Here is a 19,074-nt window from a genome sequence, read left to right as displayed (position 1 = left end):
GTTGTTTATTGGCCATTCGGAACCAATGAATGGCCAATATTGGGCGATCAATGAAAGTGGTGTTTTGGTTTAATGCGGTACAAATACACACTCAGGATCAGGCCGCTCAGTGAGGCAATGGCGGCAAACAGAAAGATCGAAGCAAAGCCGAAACCCGCCGCAATTGCCCCCGCCAACGGTCCGGTGATCCCCAGCGACAAGTCGATGAACAGCGAGTACGCGCCGACCGCTGCGCCACGGCTGGAGGCTGGCACCAGATTCACCGCCTCCACGCCCAGCGCCGGGAATACCAGCGAGAAGCCGAAACCGCTCAACGCCGCCCCGGCCAGCGCCCAATGCGCATCCGGCGCCAGCCACAGCAGCAACAGGCCGAGGGTTTCCACCGACAGGCAGGCGATCGCTACGCGGAAGCCGCCGAGGCGGTTGATCAGGTTGCCGAACAGCAGTCGCGCGCCGATGAAGCTGGCGCCGAACAGGCTCAGGCACAGCACTGCGTTGTCCCAGTGCCGGGTGGCGTAATACAGGGTGATGAAGGTGGCGATGGTGCCGAAACCAATCGAGCCTAGCGCCAGGCCGCAGCCGTGGGGGAACACGCGACCGAGCACATGCATGAACGGCAAGCGCTCGCCGGCGACAATCGGCGCCGCGGTTTTCGGCCACGCCAGCAGCAGGCCCAGCGCTGCCAGCAGAATGATGCTGACGCCCATGCTCCACAATCCCAGCTGGCCGACCAGCCAGACCCCGAACGGCGCGCCGACCGCGAGCGCGCCGTAACTGGCGATGCCGTTCCACGAAATCACTTTGGCGGTGTTCGCCGCGCCAACGCGGCCGATGCCCCAGCCGATCGAACCGGAGCCCACCAGACTTTCCGCGCTGCCCAGCACCAGACGCCCGATCAACAGGCTGATCAGGCTGAACATCGGCAAGTTGGGTGTCCACGCCGAAATCAGCATAAACACACCACTCAAGCCGCATCCGGCCAGACCGATCATCACCGCGCGCTTGCTGCCCTGGTTGTCGATGATCTTGCCGGCGTACGGGCGGCTGAGCAGGGTGGCGAGGTATTGCACGCTGATCACCAGCCCGGCGATCACCGCGCCAAAGCCCAAATCACTATGGACGTAACCCGGCAGCACGGCGAGCGGAATGCCGATGTTCAGGTAGCCGATGAAGGTGAAGAGGACGATGGACACGACTTGCAGCGTGACCGCCAGGGGGCGCTGGGGTTGTGGCATAGAGGACGACATGAGAAACGATCCACGGCAAAGCAGGATTAGATAGGCTGCTTATGATACCGGCGCGGACGAGTCAGGGGCGGGGAAAAGTAAAACTATTTGCCGGGAGGGTGGCTTCAGGGTTTGGCCGGGGCGACCAGTTGTGTAGTGACCAGTGCAGCGAGGGCGTTTTCTTCGCTGCCGAAACGGGCGAGCAGGGCGGCCTGCTTTTCCGGGGAGAGGCGGTTCCAGATCTCGATCATTTTCTCGGTGGCGCCGATCAGGACGGCGGCTTGGCTTTCAGAGAATTCGTCGGTCATGGCGGGCTCGGTTTCAGGCAGTGTGGAAAGCGCATCTTAGCGCTTTCCACACGGTCTGTACGGCGGGGTTTTACTCTTCGCTGTCGGCCTGGCGGCTCTCAACGGCTTCTTTCGGCTCGGGCTGTTGGGCACCGGCTTGTTGCGTGGTCGTCTGCTCAGGTACGTGCAGGCTTGGGAAGGGGAGATTAGGAATCTCGTGCATGGTTGCGCTCCTCGCTAAGTCTGTTGATAGATCTGGTAGATCCGCGCTTCTTGAAAGCCTGCGCAGGATACAGCAGGAAAAATGACAATCAGACTTTTAATTGAAAATAATGCGACAGATGGCCGCAGGGGGGGCGCGATAACAAAGGTCGCCGCAAAAACAACTGTAGGAGTGAGCCTGCTCGCGATGGCGGTGTGTCAGTCAACTCATATGCTGGCTGATACGCCGCTATCGCGAGCAGGCTCACTCCTACAGGGGGATTGCGGGGTTATTTGCAGGCGTTGGCGATGGCCTCGGCCAGCAATGCCAGGCGCGTGGCGTCGATCCCGGCGACGTTGGCCCGACCCGAGCTGACCATGTACACGCTGTGCTGCTCACGCAGTTGTTTGACCTGCTCCGGCGACAGCCCGGTGTAGGAGAACATTCCGCGTTGCACGCCAATGTGCGCAAAGCGCTCGCGCAGACCGTGTGGTTCCAGTGCTTCGACCAGACCGCTGCGCAATTGGGCGATGCGCAAGCGCATGGCTTCCACTTCATCGGCCCAGCGCGCTTTCAGCTCCGTGTCGGCGAGGATGGTCGCCACCACGGCCGCGCCGTGATCCGGTGGCGTCGACCACAGGTTGCGGGCGATGTTGGCCAGTTGGCTGCGGATGTCGATCAGCTTGTCGGCGGTTTTCGCGCAGACAATCAGCGCGCCGGTACGGTCGCGGTACAGGCCGAAGTTCTTCGAGCAGGAGCTGGTGATCAGCAGCTCAGGCACCTCGGCGGCGAACAGTCGGGTCGACCACGCGTCCTGTTCCAGTCCTTCTCCAAAGCCCTGGTAGGCAAAGTCGATCAGCGGCAGCAGGTCACGGCGGCGCACCACGTCGAGCACACGCTGCCAGTCGTCATGGTTCAGGTCGAAACCGGTCGGGTTGTGGCAGCAGGCATGCAGCAGCACCACGTCGCCTTGCGGCACTTCGTTGAGTGCGGCGAGCATCGCATCGACGTCGAGGCGGTTGTCGCTGCCCACGTACGGGTAGTGACTGACCTTGACCCCGGCGGCGGCGAAAATCGTTTCGTGGATCGGCCAGGTCGGGTTGCTCAGCCACACGCCTTTGCCCGGCAGGCACTGGGCGATGAAGTCGGCCGCCAGACGCAGGGCACCGGTGCCGCCAGGAGTCTGGGTGGCGCCGGCGCGCTGTTCGGCGATCAGCTTCGAGTCGGCGCCAAGCACCAGTTCATTGATGACTTTGCCGAACAGCGGATTGCCGTGCCCGCCGATGTAGGTCTTGGTGTCCTGGCTTTCGACCAGTTGCGCCTCGGCGATTTTCACCGCTTCGGGGATCGGCGTCAGGCCCTGGGCATCCTTGTAGACGCCAACGCCGAGGTCGAATTTGCGCGGGTTAGTGTCCTGCGCATAGGCCTCCATCAAACCGAGGATCGGGTCGCCGGGTACCCGGCCGATGGCGTCAAAGTGCATTACTTGCGTCCTTCTGCGGTCTTGGCTACTTCGTCAGTGCGCGCGGCCATGATGAAGTCGTTGCGGTGCAGGCCTTTGATCGAGTGGCTCCACCAGGTCACGGTGACTTTGCCCCACTCGGTCAGCAGACCCGGGTGGTGCCCTTCGGCCTCGGAGATCTCGCCGACGGCGTTGGTGAACGCCAGAGCATGCTTGAAGTTCTTGAACAGGAAAACTTTCTCCAACTGCATGATGCTGTCGCGTACTTCGATGTTCCAGTCCGGGATCTGCTTGATCAGGATCGGCAGTTCTTCGTCGCTGACTTGTGGCGCATCGGCACGGCAGGCTTCGCAGTGGGCTTGGTTCAAAGTGGACATGGTGTGATTCCTGAAATCGAGTGTGTTTTTTTTTATAGAAGCTATCGGCCCGTCAATGCCGTCACGCTAAACCAAAGTGACGGCGACTGACAGACTCAATTGTCAGCAAAAGACGCGGATCACGCGGCTTTCGGTTTTGGCGGAAACTTCGGTGCGTGCAACCCCAGCTGCATGCCTTGGCGAACCATGGCCATGATGTCTTCATGGGCGACGTCGAACAGGCGCTTGAGGTTCGGCAGGACAAAATACAGCGGCTGCAGGATGTCGATGCGATACGGTGTGCGCATGGCTTCCAGCGGATCGAAGGCCTGATGCTCGGGTTCGTCCGACAGCGAGTAAACGGTTTCCTTCGGCGAGGACAGGATGCCGCCGCCATAGATGCGTTGGCCTTGCGGGGTGTCGACCAGGCCGAACTCGATGGTCATCCAGTACAGGCGCGCCAGATACACGCGCTCTTCCTTGGTGGCCTGCAGGCCGAGCTTGCCGTAGGTGTGGGTGAATTCGGCGAACCATGGGTTGGTCAGCAGCGGGCAGTGGCCGAAAATCTCGTGGAAAATGTCCGGCTCTTGCAGGTAGTCCAGTTCTTCGCGGGTACGAATGAACGTGGCCACCGGAAACTGTTTGCTGGCGAGCAATTCGAAGAAGGTCTGGAAGGGGATCAGTGCCGGGACGCGGGCAACCTGCCAACCGGTGGTCTCACCGAGCACCTTGTTGATCTCGCCCAGCTGCGGAATGCGGTCGTGGGGCAGACCGAGTTTTTCGATACCGTCCAGGTACTCCTGGCACGCCCGACCCTCGATCACTTTCAACTGGCGGGTGATCAGCGTGTTCCACACCGCATGCTCTTCGGCGGGGTAGTCGATAAAACCTTGCGCATCGGGCTCGCGGGCCACGTATTGCGTCTGCTTCATACTGCTCTCCTGCTAGGGGAATTCGTTCTTGTTATGTCCAGCGATGGACTGAGAATTACCCGAGAGTGCGGCGTGATGCAGCAGGTTGAGTGCGTTCCTAGTAGGAACAACCACTGCATTTCGTAAAAAAATCGTTACGCTTTGGCTGATATCGCGCATTTGCAGTGATTTGCAGGTTTGAAAAGGGCTGTGGCTGTCACATAATCTTGACAACTATCTGCGCGCCTCGACAGAAAAGTCGGGGCGCTATCCCTGTGGGAGCGGGCTTGCTCGCGAAGGCGGTGTGTCAGTCACCATTCATTCAGCTGACACACCGCCTTCGCGAGCAAGCCCGCTCCCACAGGGATTGTGTTTAACCCCTCATCCTCGTCGGGCCTCTTTATATGCGTATCAAAGTCCACTGCCAAAACCGCATCGGCATCCTGCGCGACATCCTCAACCTGCTGGTGGAGTACGGGATCAACGTTGCACGCGGCGAGGTCGGCGGCGAGCACGGCAACGCGATCTATCTGCACTGTCCGAACCTGATCAACATCCAGTTCCAGGCGCTGCGGCCGAAGTTCGAGGCGATTGCCGGGGTGTTTGGGGTCAAACGCGTCGGGCTGATGCCCAGCGAGCGTCGGCACATGGAGTTGAACGCGTTGCTCGGCGCGCTGGAATTCCCGGTGCTGTCGATCGACATGGGCGGCTCGATCGTTGCGGCCAACCGCGCGGCGGCGCAGTTGCTCGGAGTGCGCGTGGATGAAGTGCCGGGGATTCCGCTGTCGCGCTATGCCGAGGATTTCGACCTGCCGGAACTGGTGCGCGCCAACAAATCGCGAATCAACGGCATGCGCGTCAAGGTCAAGGGCGACATCTTTCTCGCCGACATCGCGCCGCTGCAATCGGAGCACGACGACAGCGAAGCCATGGCCGGTGCGGTACTGACCTTGCACCGCGCCGACCGCGTCGGTGAGCGCATCTATAACGTGCGCAAACAGGAATTGCGTGGCTTCGACAGTATCTTCCAGAGCTCGAAAGTGATGGCCGCTGTCGTGCGTGAAGCGCGGCGCATGGCGCCGCTGGATGCGCCGCTATTGATCGAAGGCGAAACCGGCACCGGTAAAGAGTTGCTGGCCCGTGCCTGTCACCTCGCCAGTCCGCGCGGGCAGTCGCCGCTGATGGCGCTTAATTGCGCAGGGCTGCCGGAGTCGATGGCCGAGACCGAACTGTTCGGCTACGGCCCCGGTGCCTTTGAGGGCGCGCGCGCCGAAGGCAAGCTCGGCCTGCTGGAACTGACGGCGGGCGGTACGCTGTTCCTCGATGGCGTCGGTGAAATGAGCCCGCGCTTGCAAGTGAAGTTGCTGCGCTTTCTGCAGGACGGCTGCTTCCGCCGGGTCGGCAGCGACGAAGAGGTGTATCTGGACGTGCGAGTGATCTGCGCCACTCAGGTCGACCTGTCCGAATTGTGCGCGCGCGGCGAGTTTCGTCAGGATCTGTATCACCGCTTGAACGTGCTGTCGCTGCACATCCCGCCGCTGCGCGAATGCCTCGACGGTTTGACCCCGCTGGTCGAGCACTTCCTCGATCAGGCCAGCCGTCAGATCGGTTGCTCGCTGCCGAAACTGGCGCCGGCGGCGATGGATCGCCTCAGTCATTATCACTGGCCGGGCAACGTGCGGCAGCTGGAGAACGTGCTGTTCCAGGCGGTTTCACTGTGCGAGGGCGGCACGGTCAAGGTCGAACACATCCGCCTGCCGGATTACGGCGTGCGTCAGCCGCTTGGCGATTTCTCGCTGGAGGGCGGGCTGGACGAGATCGTCGGACGCTTCGAGAAAGCGGTGCTGGAGCGCTTGTATTCCGAACACCCGAGCAGTCGGCAACTCGGTAAGCGGTTGGGGGTTTCGCATACCACCATCGCTAATAAGTTGCGTGAGTATGAGGTCGGTAAAGACCCCGAGAGTTAACAGCAACACTGTGGTGAAAAGAGCTTTTGTGGTGAGGGGATTCATCCCCGAAGGGTGGCGAAGCCGCCCCAAACCAGCGAATGCGGTTCATCTGTTACACCACCATGTATGGATTGGGGGCTGCTGCGCAGCCCGTCGGGGATAAATCCCCTCACCACAGGTTCTTTTTCCATCTGCAACAATCGGGATTGCCGCCCAGCGGCATAACACCGCCGGTTTTTCGACTTCGATACATTTCCAATTTCCCCGCAAAACCCCGCAAGTCCTTTGTTTACCGGGCCGCAAGCCGCCAGAAAAAAGTTGGTCTGCAAATTGCTTATGGCTCAGCAGTACAGCGGTGGGCGGCAAACGTCCGGCATGCAGAGGAAAGAGTGTGGACAAGTACCTTTATGTGGCAATGACCGGCGCCAGTCAGAACGCACTGGCGCAAAAGGCCCATGCCAACAACCTGGCGAACATCTCCACCAATGGTTTTCAGCGCGACCTGGAGCAGGCGCGTTCGATGCCGGTGTTCGGTGACAGCTTTCCGGCGCGTGCGTTTGCCATGAGCGAACGGCCCGCCACCGACTTCACCGCCGGTTCGCTGGTGCAGACCGGGCGTGACCTCGACGTCGCCGTGACCGGCAACGGTTTTATTGCCGTGCAGAACCCTAACGGTGGCGAAAGCTACGTGCGCACCGGCAGCCTGAACATCGACGCCCTCGGCGTATTGCGCGCCGGCAACGGCATGCCGGTACTCGGCAACGGCGGTCCGATCGCCGTGCCGCCGGAGCAGCAGGTCGAAGTTGGTGAAGACGGCACCATCAGTATTCGTGCGATGGGCGAAGGCCCGCGCGTCATGGCGGAAGTCGACCGGATCAAACTGGTCAACCCGGACATCAAGAACCTCAACAAAGGCCTCGACGGCTCGATCTACACCAAGGACGGCCAGCCGGCGCCGGCCGATGCCAACGTCAAACTGGTGTCGGGTTTCCTTGAGTCGAGCAACGTCAATGCCGTGGAAGAAATGACCTCGGTGCTGGCCCTGGCCAAGCAGTTCGAGTTGCACGTCAAGATGATGAACACCGCCAAAGACGACGACCAGGCCATGGCTCGGGTCTTGCAGATCAGCTAATTATCAGAACGTCGCGCCGTAAAACAGGCGCACGAGGAGAATCGAATGCTTCCGGCTCTATGGGTTGCCAAAACCGGTCTGTCCGCCCAGGACACCAACCTGACCACCATTTCCAACAACCTGGCGAACGTCTCGACCACGGGTTTCAAACGTGACCGTGCCGAGTTCCAGGACCTGCTGTATCAGATCAAGCGTCAGCCAGGCGCCCAGTCGACCCAGGACAGCGAACTGCCGTCGGGTCTGCAACTGGGTACCGGTGTGCGCATCGTCGGCACCCAGAAAAACTTCACCGCCGGCAGCCTGCAAACCACCGAGCAGCCGCTGGACATGGCCATCGACGGTCGCGGTTTCTTCCAGATCCTGCAGCCGGACGGCACCACGTCCTACACCCGTGACGGTACTTTCCACCTCGACTCCAACGGTCAGATCGTCAACGCCAGCGGTTTCGCCCTGGAACCGGCCATCGTCATCCCGAACAACGCGCAGAGCTTCACTGTCGGCACCGACGGCACCGTGTCGATCACAGTGCCAGGCAACCCGGCCGCTCAGGTGATCGGCAACCTGCAAACCGCCGACTTCATCAACCCGGCCGGTCTGCAGGCAGTGGGCAACAACCTGTTCCTGGAAACCGCTGCTTCCGGCGCGCCGCAAATCGGCACCCCGGGCCTGAACGGTTTCGGTACCACGCTGCAGAACACCCTGGAAGGTTCCAACGTCAGCACCGTTGAAGAGATGGTCAACATGATCACCACTCAGCGCGCTTACGAGATGAACTCCAAGGTGATTTCCACCGCCGACCAGATGCTCTCGTTCGTAACGCAGAATCTGTAATCAAGTCTATGGGGCGGCCATGAGGTCGCCAGCAACACCGTGAGGTAGGGTCATGAAACGCTTCGTATCTGTTCTGGCATTGGGTGGGGTCGTCTCGCTCGCGGGCTGCGTCGCACCGACGCCCAAGCCCAATGACCCTTATTACGCTCCGGTGTTGCCACGCACGCCATTGCCGTCTGCGGCCAACAACGGCTCGATCTATCAGGCCGGCTTCGAGCAGAACCTGTACAGCGACCGCAAGGCATTCCGGGTCGGTGACATCATCACCATCACCCTGAACGAGAAGACTCAGGCCAGCAAAAACGCCAACTCGCAAGTGGCCAAGAACAGCAAGACCGGCATCGGCCTGACTTCGCTGTTCGGCGGCAGTGGCACCACCAACAACCCGTTGGGTGGCAATGACCTGAGCCTCGACGTCGGCTACAGCGGCGACCGTGCGACCAAGGGCGACAGCAAGGCGGCGCAGGGCAACACCCTGACCGGCTCGATCACCGTGACCGTGGCCGATGTGCTTCCCAATGGCATCATCGCCGTGCGCGGCGAGAAGTGGATGACCCTCAACACCGGCGACGAGCTGGTGCGCATCGCCGGTCTCGTGCGTGCCGATGACATCGCCACCGACAACACCGTGTCGTCGACCCGTGTCGCCGATGCGCGCATCACCTACTCGGGCACCGGTTCGTTTGCCGATGCGAGTCAGCCAGGCTGGTTCGACCGTTTCTTCCTCAGCCCGCTGTTCCCTTTCTAGGTGGCGACTTTGAATTTCAAGAGCCTCATGCTGGCTGCGGCCCTGTTGTCCGCAACCTTTGGTGCCCACGCCGAGCGGCTGAAAGATATCGCCAGCATTTCCGGCGTGCGTTCCAACCAGTTGATCGGTTACGGCCTGGTGGTCGGGCTTAACGGCACCGGCGACCAGACGACGCAGACCCCGTTCACCCTGCAGACCTTCAACAACATGCTCTCGCAGTTCGGCATCAAGGTGCCGCCGGGATCGGGCAACGTGCAGTTGAAAAACGTCGCGGCGGTGTCGGTGAGTGCCGATCTGCCGGCGTTCGCCAAACCGGGTCAGCAGGTCGACATCACCGTTTCGTCCATCGGTAACTCCAAGAGTCTGCGCGGCGGCACCCTGTTGCTGACCCCGCTCAAGGGTATCGACGGCAACGTCTACGCCATCGCTCAGGGCAACCTGGTGGTCGGTGGTTTCGATGCCGAAGGGCGTGACGGTTCGAAGATCACCGTCAACGTTCCGTCGGCCGGTCGTATCCCCGGCGGTGCGTCGGTGGAGCGTTCGGTACCGAGCGGTTTCAACCAGGGCAACAGCCTGACGCTGAACCTCAACCGTTCCGACTTCACCACGGCCAAGCGTATCGTCGACAAGATCAACGACATGCTCGGCCCTGGCGTGGCGCAAGCCATCGACGGCGGCTCGATCCGTGTGACGGCGCCGCTCGATCCGAGCCAGCGCGTCGACTACCTGTCGATCCTCGAAAACCTTGAAGTCGATCCGGGTCAGGCGGTGGCGAAAGTCATCATCAACTCGCGCACCGGCACCATCGTCATCGGCCAGAACGTGAAAGTTTCGCCGGCCGCCGTGACTCACGGCAGCCTGACCGTGACCATCACCGAAGACCCGATCGTCAGTCAGCCGGGCCCATTGTCCAACGGCCAGACCGCGGTGGTTCCACGTTCGCGGGTCAACGCCGAACAGGAAGCCAAGCCGATGTTCAAGTTCGGCCCGGGCACCACCCTCGACGAGATCGTGCGGGCGGTGAACCAGGTTGGCGCGGCACCGGGTGACCTGATGGCCATTCTCGAAGCACTGAAGCAGGCCGGCGCGTTGCAAGCCGACCTGATCGTGATCTGAGGACGCCGACCATGGATATGCGCAAAGGCAGTCTGGTGGGCACTGGCGATTCGGGTTCGTACTCCGACCTCAATCGTCTGAACCAGCTCAAGGTCGGCGACAAGAACAGCGATGCGAACATGCGCAAAGTGGCGCAGGAGTTCGAATCGCTGTTCCTTGGCGAAATGCTCAAGTCGATGCGTTCGGCCACTGAGGCATTGGGTAAAGACAACCCGATGAACACCCCGGCGGCCAAGCAATATCAGGAAATGTACGACCAGCAACTGGCGGTATCGCTGTCCCGCGAGGGCGGCGGTATCGGTCTGGCCGACGTGCTGATGAAGCAGATGTCGAGGAACAAACCGCTAGCACCGGGTGAGGCTGCGGCCGCGTCCGCTGCCAAGCAGGAAGCGGCGAAAGCCGCTGCGGTGCAGACCCCGATTGCCGCCGGCACCACCGCCACCAATGGGCCGTTATCGCGGCTCAATGGCGAGCGTCCGTTGTGGGCCTCGCGTTCCGGGCGTGTCGCCAATACCGAAGCCTCCCACAGCAATGACATGGCAATGATCAACAAGCGTCGTCTGGCATTGCCGCCGAAGCTGGCCGATCGTTTGCTCGCCGGTCTGGTGCCGTCCGCCACCAATGCCTTGCCACAACGTGCCGTAAGCACGGCCGCCACCGGCGCCGGCCCGCTGTACAACGGCGACTGGCTGACCCGTGCCGAAGACGCCAAGGCGTCCGGCGGGCAGATGCAGATTTACGGCCGGGCGATGGCGCAGATTCCGCTGGCGCCGGCCAAGCGCGCCTTCAGCTCCGCCGACGAATTCGTCAACACCATGCTGCCGATGGCCAAAGAAGCCGCCGCGCGTATTGGCGTCGATCCGCGTTATCTGGTGGCGCAAGCCGCACTGGAAACCGGCTGGGGCAAATCGGTCATGCGTGCCCAGGATGGCAGCAGCAGTCACAACCTGTTCGGCATCAAGGCCAGCAGCAACTGGACCGGCGATTCGGCCCGAGCGATCACCAGCGAGTTCCGTAACGGGCAGATGGTCAAGGAGACGGCGCAGTTCCGTTCCTATGCCTCGTACAAGGACAGTTTCCACGATCTGGTGACTTTGCTGCAGACCAATAATCGCTATCAAGATGTGGTGAAGTCGGCCGATAACCCAGAACAGTTTGTACGCGAGTTGCAAAAGGCCGGTTACGCGACCGACCCGAACTACGCGACGAAGATTTCGCAGATAGCCAAGCAGATGAACAGTTTCGAAAACTACGCTGCGGCCGGCGTTTCAACGACGCCTCTATAAACACACGGTAAGGTTTGAATCATGAGTTTGCTCAATATCGGGATGTCGGGGTTGTCTGCGAGTTCTTCCTCTCTCGCGACCACAGGTAACAACATTGCCAACGTCGACACCGCCGGGTATTCACGCCAGCAAACCGTGCAGAGCACCAAGTCATCGCAGCAGTTCGGCAACGTCTTCATCGGTACGGGGACGACCCTGGCCGATGTGCGCCGGGTCTACAACTCTTACCTCGAAAACCAGCTGCATACCGCGACCTCGCTCAATAGCGAAGCGGCTGCGTACGGTGCCCAGGCCACTGCGCTGGATGCCTCGATGTCCGATACCAACACCGGCCTGACCGGTGTGCTGCAAAAGTTCTTTACCTCGATGCAGGGCGTGGCGACCTCGGCCACTGATGACACCTCCCGTCAGTCGGTGCTGACCGGTGCGCAGGCCCTGACCAGCCGTTTCAATGCGCTGGCCAAACAGCTGAACGATCAGAACACCACGATCAATGGCAACCTGGGCGACATGACGTCCCAGGTCAACAAGCTGGCGACTTCGATTGCCAACCTGAACCAGAAGATCGGCGAGATTTCCACCAGCGGCGGCCAGCCGAACGATTTGCTCGACAGTCGTAACGAAGCGGTGCGCCAGCTCTCCGAGCTGACCGGGGCGCAGGTTGTCGAACGTGGCACCAGTTTTGACGTGTACATCGGCACCGGCCAGCCGCTGGTGATCGGCAACACCACCAACACCCTGAGCACCGTGCCGAGCAAGGACGATCCGACGCGCATGGCGATTCAGCTGGACCGCGGCTCAAGCGTGATCGACATCACGTCGGCCATGAGCGGTGGCGAAATCGGTGGCCTGCTGACCTATCGCAAAGAAGTGCTCGACCCTTCGCTCAATGAGTTGGGGCGTGTCGCGCTGGTGGTGGCCGATCAGGTCAACAGCCAGCAAGCCCAGGGCATCGACAAGAACGGTGACTTCGGCGCAGCGATCTTCAACAACATCAACAGTGCCGCACTGGTCAGTCAGCGCAGCATTGCGCAGTCGACCAATAGCGCCGGCTCGGGCAACCTCGATGTCACCATCAAGGACACCGGCAAGCTGACCACCAGCGACTATCAGGTGACCTTCACCAGCGCCACCGACTATTCGGTCAAGCGCTCCGATGGCACCGACATGGGCTCGTTCAGCACCACGACCACGCCACCGCCAGTGATCGACGGCTTCACCCTGGCCCTCAACGGCGGCGCCCTGAGCGCTGGCGACACCTTCAAGGTGACCCCGACCCGTAACGCGGCAAGCACTATTCAGACCGTGCTGACCGATCCGAAGAAAATCGCTGCGGCAGCGCCGTTGACCGGTGTGGCCAGTGCCAACAATTCCGGTACTTACACCCAGCCGACGCTGACTGATTCGTTCGACATCTACAACCCGGCGTCGCAGACCGAGTTGCAGAATGCGCTCAAATATTCGACGCCGGTCAAACTGGTGTTCGGTGCGGTCGCCAGCGGCAGCCAGTCGTACAACATGGTCGACGCCAAGGGCAACACCATCGGTTCGGGCACCATCGTGCCGGGGCAGGCCAACACCTTGAACCTCAAGGTCGGCATGGTTGACTCCACCGGTGCTCCGGTGATGGACACCACGGTCACGCCGAACGTGCAGAAGACCTTCACCGTACAGACCACCGTGGGCGCGACGCCGAAGTCCGGCGAAACCTTCACCATCAACCTGACCGGCGCGGCGTCTTCGGACAACCGCAACGCACAGACACTGGTTGGCCTGCAGACCAAGCAGACCGTGGACACCGGCAGCGGCAGCAAGGGCATCAGCCTGACCGACGCCTACAACAAACTGGTGACCAACGTCGGTACCAAGGCTGCCCAGAGCAAGTCCGACAATGACGCCACCTCGGTGATCCTCGATCAGGCCAAGGGCGCGCGTGATTCGCTGTCCCAGGTCAACCTCGATGAAGAGACCGGCAACCTGGTCAAGTATCAGCAGTACTACACAGCGTCTTCGCAGATCATCAAAGCTGCGCAGGAAACTTTCGCCACGCTGATCAACAGTCTTTAAGGAGTCGTAATTCATGCGCATTTCCACCGCCCAGTATTACGCGACGCAAGCTGCTCAATATCAGCGCAACTACAGCAAGACGGTCGCGACCGCCAACGAAGCGAGCAGCCTGCAGCGCATCAACACCGCTGCCGACGATCCGATCGGCGCCGGTCGCCTGCTCAAGCTGGGGCAGCAAAGTGCGATGCTCGACCAGTATCAGGGCAACATCGACACCACCAAGAGCTCGCTGACCGTGCAGGAGTCGACGTTGAACTCCATCACCACGGCTCTGCAGCGCGCCAAGGAAATCGGCCTGGCCGCCAACAACGGTATCGCTACCGACGACAACCGCAAGGCGTACGCGGCGGAACTGAGCCAGATCCAGCAACAAGTGCTGGGCCTGATGAACTCCAAGGATGCCAACGGCAACTACCTGTTCTCCGGTTCCAAGACCGATACCGCGCCGTACTCGCAAAACGTCGACGGCACCTACACCTATAACGGTGACCAGACCCAGATCAACCTGGGCATTGGCGACGGTATGTCGGTCGCGACCAATACCACGGGTTGGGACGCCTTCCAGCAGACCATCAACACCAGCCGCACCCAGACCACCATGACCGCTCCGGCGGTGGATGACGGTCGTGTGGTGCTGTCCAACGGTACGGTCGGCACCGCAGCGACCTACAACGCCAAGTTCACGGCGGGCCAGCCATACACCGTGGATTTCATCAGCAGCACGCAGTTGAAAATCACCGATGCCCTGGGCAACGACGTGACGTCCGAGGCCAGCCAGAACGGCCTGATCAGCAACAGCAATGGTGCCAACCAGACCGTCAGCTTCCGTGGCGTCGACATGAAGTTGAACATCAACCTCAAAGCCGGCGACACCAACCCGGATGCGGTCATCGCCGGTCACAGCTTCCAGCTGTCGGCCACGCCTGATTCGTTCACCACTGCGCGCAGCCCGGGCAACCCGTCGACGGCGGTCATCACCGGCTCCAGCGTGACCAACCAGGCGGCGTACAGCGCGGCCTTCCCGTCGGGCGGCGGCGCGGTGCTGAAGTTCACCAGCGCCACCGATTTCGACCTGTACGCGGCCCCGGTGACCGCTGACAGCAAGCCAGTGTCGTCGGGCACCATGGTTGGTGGCAACGCCACGGCTGCCGGTGTGACCTTCGCCATCGGCGGTACGCCGGGCGCGGGCGATCAGTTCTCGATTCAGTCCAACAACCACCAGACCCAGAACGTGCTCGACACCCTGGGCCAGATGGTCACGGCGCTGAACATGCAGGTTGACGGTGATCCGGTAGCCAAGCAGAAATTCCAGGGGGCCATGGAGTCGGCCCTTGGCAACATCGACAGTGCCTCCAACCAGATTGGCGCTGCGGTGACCTCGATCGGTGCGCGCGGTCAGTCGCTGGATGACCAGGACACCACCAACCAGAGCCTGATCCAGGCCAACACCACGACCCAGGGTTCGATCCGTGATTCGGATCCGGCCGAGGTGATGACCCGCCTGACGTTGCAGCAGACCATGCTGCAAGCCTCGCAACTGGCGTTCAGCAAGATCAGTCAGTTGGGTCTGTTCAACAAGATCTGACATTGGACGGGCGCGCAGGCGCCCGTTTGTCTCGTCCTTCAGTTAATGTTTTTTTGCGGTTTCATGGGCTCGCTTTACCGAGCGGGCTCGTACCGCCTGTGAGCCCGCCGTGAATCCACTTCCTCTCGTCAGTCTGGTCATTCCCGCCTTCAATCCGCGCTTCTTCGAGCGGACCTTGAACAGTGCGGTGAGCCAGACTTATGGCCAACTCGAAATCATCGTTTGCGACGACAGCCGCGGCAGCGAGATTGAAGCCATCGTTGCGGCGGTAGTCGAGCAGTCCGGCGTCGCCGTGCGTTACGTGCGCAATCCGCGCACCCTGGGCATGGTCGGCAATCTCAAGGCCTGCCTGGAACAGGCGCAGGGCCAATTGGTCAAATTTCTGTGCGACGACGACCATCTCTATGCCGCCTGTGTTGAACAGCAAGCGCAGGAAATGGTGCGTGAGGAAGTCCGGCTGGTGCTGGCTCAGCGTCTGTTCTGGGACGCTGACGACATCATTCTTCCGGCACGTCTGGAAAACACTTCGCTGTCTCCGCTCAGTGGCTTGTTCAAGGGCGACGACCTGCTGGGCATCTTTGAAAAGTTTCCGGTCAATGTGCTGGGTGGGTTCACCAATGCGCTGTTTCGCCGGGAAGATCTTGTCGAGTTGCTGCCGGCGTTGACCCAGGAAGGCCACTGCTTTGTGGCAACCCTGGATTTCGCGCTGTTCGTCTGTCTGATGCGGCGCGGCAATGTGGCGGTGTCCAACAAGGTGCTGAGTGCCGAGCGACTGTACCCGGAGCGCCTGTGCGCCCAGCAGTCGATGAAAGATGCGGTTGAAGTCGAGCGCGAGTGGATTCTGCAAATGCTCAAGGCGCGCAGCGGCGAATCTGCGCCTGCGCCGGGTTGGGTTCGCTACATCCCGCTGACCAAGGCTGATGAGACACCCCGGGTCTGGGAAGAGCTGCCTCTGAGCCGCACCCTGGGTACCAAGCAAAGTCGCCAGGAGTGGTGTGTCGGCATCGACAGCTGGAGTTTTGCCGAGCTTTATGCGCAATGGCTGGAGTGCCGGGTGCTCACCGAGGGGCAGCGCAAGTTGCTGCCGGAGACCCTGGCTGGCTGGTCGCATCAGCCGCGCATCGTCCCGATCGTCATCGATCGCGACGGCAGTCGCGACGGTGTCGAGCGCACGCTGGAGGCGCTTGCCGCACAGGATTATCTGCCGGAGTTGATTCTGGTGCTGTCCGCTGCCTGTTCCGAGGCCGAGCTCGATGGTCGGGTGTTCCGCATGCCGTTGCAGGACGACGGACTGGAGCAGATCAATGCATTGTTACCGCAACTGGAAGGGGCCGACTGGTTCTACCTGTTGCAGGCCGGCGATCGTCCGGTGGTGCCGGCGTTGTTGATCATGGCCGAGCGCATTGCCCATTCTCCGGCGCTGACGTGTCTGTACAGCGATGAAGGCAGCCTGCGCAACGGCGAATCGGCGGAGCCTGCGTTCAAACCGGATTTCAACCTCGACCTGCTGCGCAGTTACCCGTACGTCGGGCGCGCGCTGGCGTTCAAGCGCGAACGCTTTCTGGCGCTGGGCGGATTCGCGGCGACGTTCGCCGAACTGGCCCCCCACGACGTGCTGTGGCGCATGGTCGAGAGTGATGGTACGCAGGTGGTCGGGCATGTCGCCGAAGTTCTGGTGCAATCGCCCTTCGATCTGTCCGCCTGGCTCGCCGCTCCGGCGGTCATCGAGCAGAATCCGCGTGTACTCGAGGCCCATCTGCAGCGCCTGGGGATTGCCCACGAAATCCGCCGTGGCAGTTCCGGGTTGCTCAATCGTGTCGACTATCGCCATGCCCGGCGTCCGCTGGTGTCGATCATTATCGTGACCAAGGATCAGACGGCTGCCTTGCAGCGCTGCGTCGAGACGCTGTTGGAGAAGACCGCTTACTCCGAGTACGAGTTGTTGCTTGTCGACAATGGCAGTGAAAGCCACGAGGCGCGGGCCTGGCTGGACGGTATGGCGCAACTGGGCGGCGAGCGGATTCGTGTCCTGAACTACCCGCAGCAGGGCAACGCGGCGGCGCTGCATAATTTTGCGGTAGGGCAGGCGCGTGGTGAATACGTGCTGCTGCTCAATTCGTTTGCGGTAATCACCCAGGCCGACTGGCTCGACGAACTGCTCAATCATGCGCAGCGTCCGGAAGTCGGCGTGGTCGGCGCCAAGCTGTTCAATCCTGATGGGTGCGTACTGCACGCGGGTCTGATTCTTGGTCTGCAAGGTGCAGTGGGTTTGCCGTTCTATGGTCAGTCGTTGCAGTCGGATGGTTACATGTTCCGGCTGCAAGCGGTCCATGACCTGAGTGCCGTCAGTGGCGATTGCCTGATGGTGCGCAAGGCGGTTTATGAAGCTGTCGCCGGTCTCGATGAGCAAGCGCTGAAACAGGCGCTGAATGTCGTGGATCTGTGCCTGCGGATCGGTCAGGAAGGATACCTGGTGGTGTGGACCCCTTATGCCTTGCTGGCACTGGGCGCACGCCCCAGTGTTCAGGCGACGGCAGAAGAGGAGCAATTGCAGCTTCAGGAGCAGGAAACCTTCTACCAGCGCTGGTTGCCGCGCATTGCCCGTGATCCGGCCTTCAACGTCAATTTGTCGTTGCAGGGTGTCGGTGCGACGAGCTTCAGCCTGGAACCGGGCCTGCGTACCGGCTGGAGTGCATTTTCCAGGGCGCAGTTGCCGAACGTGCTTGCCGTGCCGATCAACGCCTCGGCCATCGGTCACTACCGCATGAGCCAGCCGCTGATCGAACTGGAAGCGGCCAACCGCGCTGAAGGGCGGATTTGCTATGGACTGCCGTCGATCATTGATATCGAGCGTCAGTCCCCGGACGTGATTGTGCTGCAGGGGCGTTATTCGCAGGGTGCCATTGATGAGATTCCGCCACTGAAGAAATTCAGTCATGCCCGGCGCATCTTTGAGCTTGATGACTATGTTATCGACGTTCCTCATCGCAATGCGCATATTCGCAACATGCCCAATAAACAGGAAATGGAGCGGATGGTGCGCAGTGCGATCAGCCTGTGTGATCGGGTGGTGGTATCGACCCAGCCACTGGCCAATGCATTGTCGGACATGCACCACGACATTCGCGTCGTCCCCAACATGCTCGCGCGCAACTTGTGGACTGACTTGCGCAGTCAGCGCCGCACTTCGAAAAAACCACGAGTCGGCTGGGGCGGTGGGACCAGTCACCACGGCGACCTGGCGGTGATCGCCGATGTCGTGCGTGAGCTGGCCAATGAAGTCGACTGGGTGTTCTTCGGCATGTGCCCGGATGATCTGCGTCCGTACATGCATGAATTCCACGGGGTAATCCCGTTGGAAGTGTACCCGGCCAAACTGGCAAGCCTGAATCTCGATCTGGCGCTGGCGCCACTGGAATTCCACATCTTCAACGACTGCAAGAGCAACCTGCGTCTGCTGGAGTACGGCGCCTGCGGTTACCCGGTGATCTGCACCGATACCGAGGCCTATCGCGGCTACCTGCCGTGCACCCGGGTCAAGACCAACAGCACCGATGAATGGCTGCAGGCGATCCGCATGCACCTGGCCGACCCGGATGCCAGCTACCGCATGGGCGATGAACTGCGAGAAATCGTATTGCGCGACTACGTACTGCGGGGCGACAACCTGCGCTATTGGGAAAACGGCTGGCTGGCGGATTGACCGGCACTGCTGAAAAAGGCGACTTTCGAGTCGCCTTTTTTGCGTCTTCAATATCCTGTTTGTATCAGTATCGACACTTTTTTACCGCAGAGCCTCAAGCATAGCGCTTTTCCTGTCGATACTTCTCTATTCGCTGACCTCGGACGGTTGCTGCTGGCGTGATCGGCTTGTTACCGGGAGGCAGGTTTCCGGATTCAACAACAATGCAAGGAA

15 protein-coding genes are annotated in these 19,074 nt (G+C 61.0%); 9 read left to right on the top strand and 6 right to left on the bottom strand.

What is annotated here, in order from left to right; genetic code table 11:
- Positions 1-47: 47 nt before the first annotated feature.
- From CRO59_RS22940 to phhA, 6 genes are all read right to left on the bottom strand, one after another.
- Entirely contained in the window at positions 48-1,247 is a 1,200-nt protein-coding gene (locus tag CRO59_RS22940) for an MFS transporter (protein ID WP_049827945.1), read from the bottom strand.
- 104 nt (positions 1,248-1,351) lie between these two features.
- Complete coding sequence (locus CRO59_RS22935; protein WP_003222790.1) at positions 1,352-1,534, bottom strand: hypothetical protein; 183 nt, start codon at positions 1,532-1,534, stop codon at positions 1,352-1,354.
- Positions 1,535-1,604: 70 nt separating this feature from the next.
- Entirely contained in the window at positions 1,605-1,736 is a 132-nt protein-coding gene (locus tag CRO59_RS29035; RefSeq protein ID WP_256214475.1) for a hypothetical protein, read from the bottom strand.
- 268 nt (positions 1,737-2,004) lie between these two features.
- Complete coding sequence (locus CRO59_RS22930; protein WP_097090162.1) at positions 2,005-3,198, bottom strand: amino acid aminotransferase; 1,194 nt, start codon at positions 3,196-3,198, stop codon at positions 2,005-2,007.
- Positions 3,198-3,554 carry a 4a-hydroxytetrahydrobiopterin dehydratase gene (locus CRO59_RS22925; protein WP_003222798.1) on the bottom strand — a complete coding sequence of 119 codons (357 nt, stop codon included), beginning with the start codon at positions 3,552-3,554 and terminating at the stop codon, positions 3,198-3,200. Before CRO59_RS22925 ends, CRO59_RS22930 begins: the two co-directional genes overlap by 1 nt.
- Before the next feature lie 119 nt (positions 3,555-3,673).
- Positions 3,674-4,465, bottom strand: a complete 792-nt coding sequence (phhA, locus tag CRO59_RS22920; RefSeq protein WP_096796288.1) for a phenylalanine 4-monooxygenase — start codon at positions 4,463-4,465, stop codon at positions 3,674-3,676.
- Positions 4,466-4,848: 383 nt separating this feature from the next.
- Here phhA and CRO59_RS22915 point away from each other — a divergent pair, with 383 nt between their 5' ends.
- The 9 genes from CRO59_RS22915 to CRO59_RS22875 all read left to right on the top strand — a co-directional run bounded on the left by CRO59_RS22915 (position 4,849) and on the right by CRO59_RS22875 (position 18,861).
- A complete protein-coding gene (locus CRO59_RS22915; RefSeq protein ID WP_027613959.1) occupies positions 4,849-6,411 on the top strand; it encodes a sigma-54-dependent phenylalanine hydroxylase transcriptional regulator PhhR in 1,563 nt (520 codons plus the stop codon).
- 373 nt (positions 6,412-6,784) lie between these two features.
- A complete protein-coding gene (locus CRO59_RS22910; protein WP_007965507.1) occupies positions 6,785-7,525 on the top strand; it encodes a flagellar basal body rod protein FlgF in 741 nt (246 codons plus the stop codon).
- A gap of 45 nt (positions 7,526-7,570) precedes the next feature.
- Positions 7,571-8,356 carry a flagellar basal-body rod protein FlgG gene (flgG, locus tag CRO59_RS22905; RefSeq protein WP_003222804.1) on the top strand — a complete coding sequence of 262 codons (786 nt, stop codon included), beginning with the start codon at positions 7,571-7,573 and terminating at the stop codon, positions 8,354-8,356.
- Positions 8,357-8,408: 52 nt separating this feature from the next.
- Positions 8,409-9,104 carry a flagellar basal body L-ring protein FlgH gene (gene flgH, locus CRO59_RS22900; RefSeq protein WP_027613958.1) on the top strand — a complete coding sequence of 232 codons (696 nt, stop codon included), beginning with the start codon at positions 8,409-8,411 and terminating at the stop codon, positions 9,102-9,104.
- Between the two features lie 27 nt (positions 9,105-9,131).
- Complete coding sequence (locus CRO59_RS22895; RefSeq protein ID WP_177409042.1) at positions 9,132-10,220, top strand: flagellar basal body P-ring protein FlgI; 1,089 nt, start codon at positions 9,132-9,134, stop codon at positions 10,218-10,220.
- Positions 10,221-10,231: 11 nt separating this feature from the next.
- On the top strand, positions 10,232-11,506 hold the full coding sequence (gene flgJ, locus CRO59_RS22890; RefSeq protein ID WP_097090160.1) for a flagellar assembly peptidoglycan hydrolase FlgJ: 1,275 nt from the start codon (positions 10,232-10,234) through the stop codon (positions 11,504-11,506).
- 21 nt (positions 11,507-11,527) lie between these two features.
- Positions 11,528-13,573: a flagellar hook-associated protein FlgK gene (gene flgK / locus CRO59_RS22885; RefSeq protein ID WP_097090159.1), complete on the top strand. Its 2,046-nt coding sequence runs from the start codon at positions 11,528-11,530 to the stop codon at positions 13,571-13,573.
- A gap of 13 nt (positions 13,574-13,586) precedes the next feature.
- Positions 13,587-15,158, top strand: coding sequence for a flagellar hook-associated protein 3 (locus CRO59_RS22880; RefSeq protein WP_097090158.1), 1,572 nt, complete (start codon positions 13,587-13,589; stop codon positions 15,156-15,158).
- Positions 15,159-15,267: 109 nt separating this feature from the next.
- A complete protein-coding gene (locus tag CRO59_RS22875) occupies positions 15,268-18,861 on the top strand; it encodes a glycosyltransferase (protein WP_097090157.1) in 3,594 nt (1,197 codons plus the stop codon).
- Positions 18,862-19,074 lie beyond the last annotated feature (213 nt).

The organism is Pseudomonas sp. LAMO17WK12:I5 (assembly GCF_900215165.1).
Taxonomy (GTDB): Bacteria; Pseudomonadota; Gammaproteobacteria; order Pseudomonadales; family Pseudomonadaceae; genus Aquipseudomonas; species Aquipseudomonas putida_A.
The sequence above is the reverse complement of the archived record's forward strand: the minus strand, read 5'-3'. Positions and strand labels throughout refer to the sequence as shown.

Coding starts and splice junctions, on each gene's coding strand:
- CRO59_RS22925 (WP_003222798.1), bottom strand. CDS start 3,554: ATGTCCACTTTGAACCAAGCCCACTGCGAAGCCTGCCGTGCCGATGCG.
- flgH (WP_027613958.1), top strand. CDS start 8,409: ATGAAACGCTTCGTATCTGTTCTGGCATTGGGTGGGGTCGTCTCGCTC.
- CRO59_RS22880 (WP_097090158.1), top strand. CDS start 13,587: ATGCGCATTTCCACCGCCCAGTATTACGCGACGCAAGCTGCTCAATAT.
- CRO59_RS29035 (WP_256214475.1), bottom strand. CDS start 1,736: ATGCACGAGATTCCTAATCTCCCCTTCCCAAGCCTGCACGTACCTGAG.
- phhA (WP_096796288.1), bottom strand. CDS start 4,465: ATGAAGCAGACGCAATACGTGGCCCGCGAGCCCGATGCGCAAGGTTTT.
- CRO59_RS22930 (WP_097090162.1), bottom strand. CDS start 3,198: ATGCACTTTGACGCCATCGGCCGGGTACCCGGCGACCCGATCCTCGGT.
- CRO59_RS22915 (WP_027613959.1), top strand. CDS start 4,849: ATGCGTATCAAAGTCCACTGCCAAAACCGCATCGGCATCCTGCGCGAC.
- flgJ (WP_097090160.1), top strand. CDS start 10,232: ATGGATATGCGCAAAGGCAGTCTGGTGGGCACTGGCGATTCGGGTTCG.
- flgK (WP_097090159.1), top strand. CDS start 11,528: ATGAGTTTGCTCAATATCGGGATGTCGGGGTTGTCTGCGAGTTCTTCC.
- CRO59_RS22940 (WP_049827945.1), bottom strand. CDS start 1,247: ATGTCGTCCTCTATGCCACAACCCCAGCGCCCCCTGGCGGTCACGCTG.
- CRO59_RS22895 (WP_177409042.1), top strand. CDS start 9,132: ATGCTGGCTGCGGCCCTGTTGTCCGCAACCTTTGGTGCCCACGCCGAG.
- CRO59_RS22935 (WP_003222790.1), bottom strand. CDS start 1,534: ATGACCGACGAATTCTCTGAAAGCCAAGCCGCCGTCCTGATCGGCGCC.
- flgG (WP_003222804.1), top strand. CDS start 7,571: ATGCTTCCGGCTCTATGGGTTGCCAAAACCGGTCTGTCCGCCCAGGAC.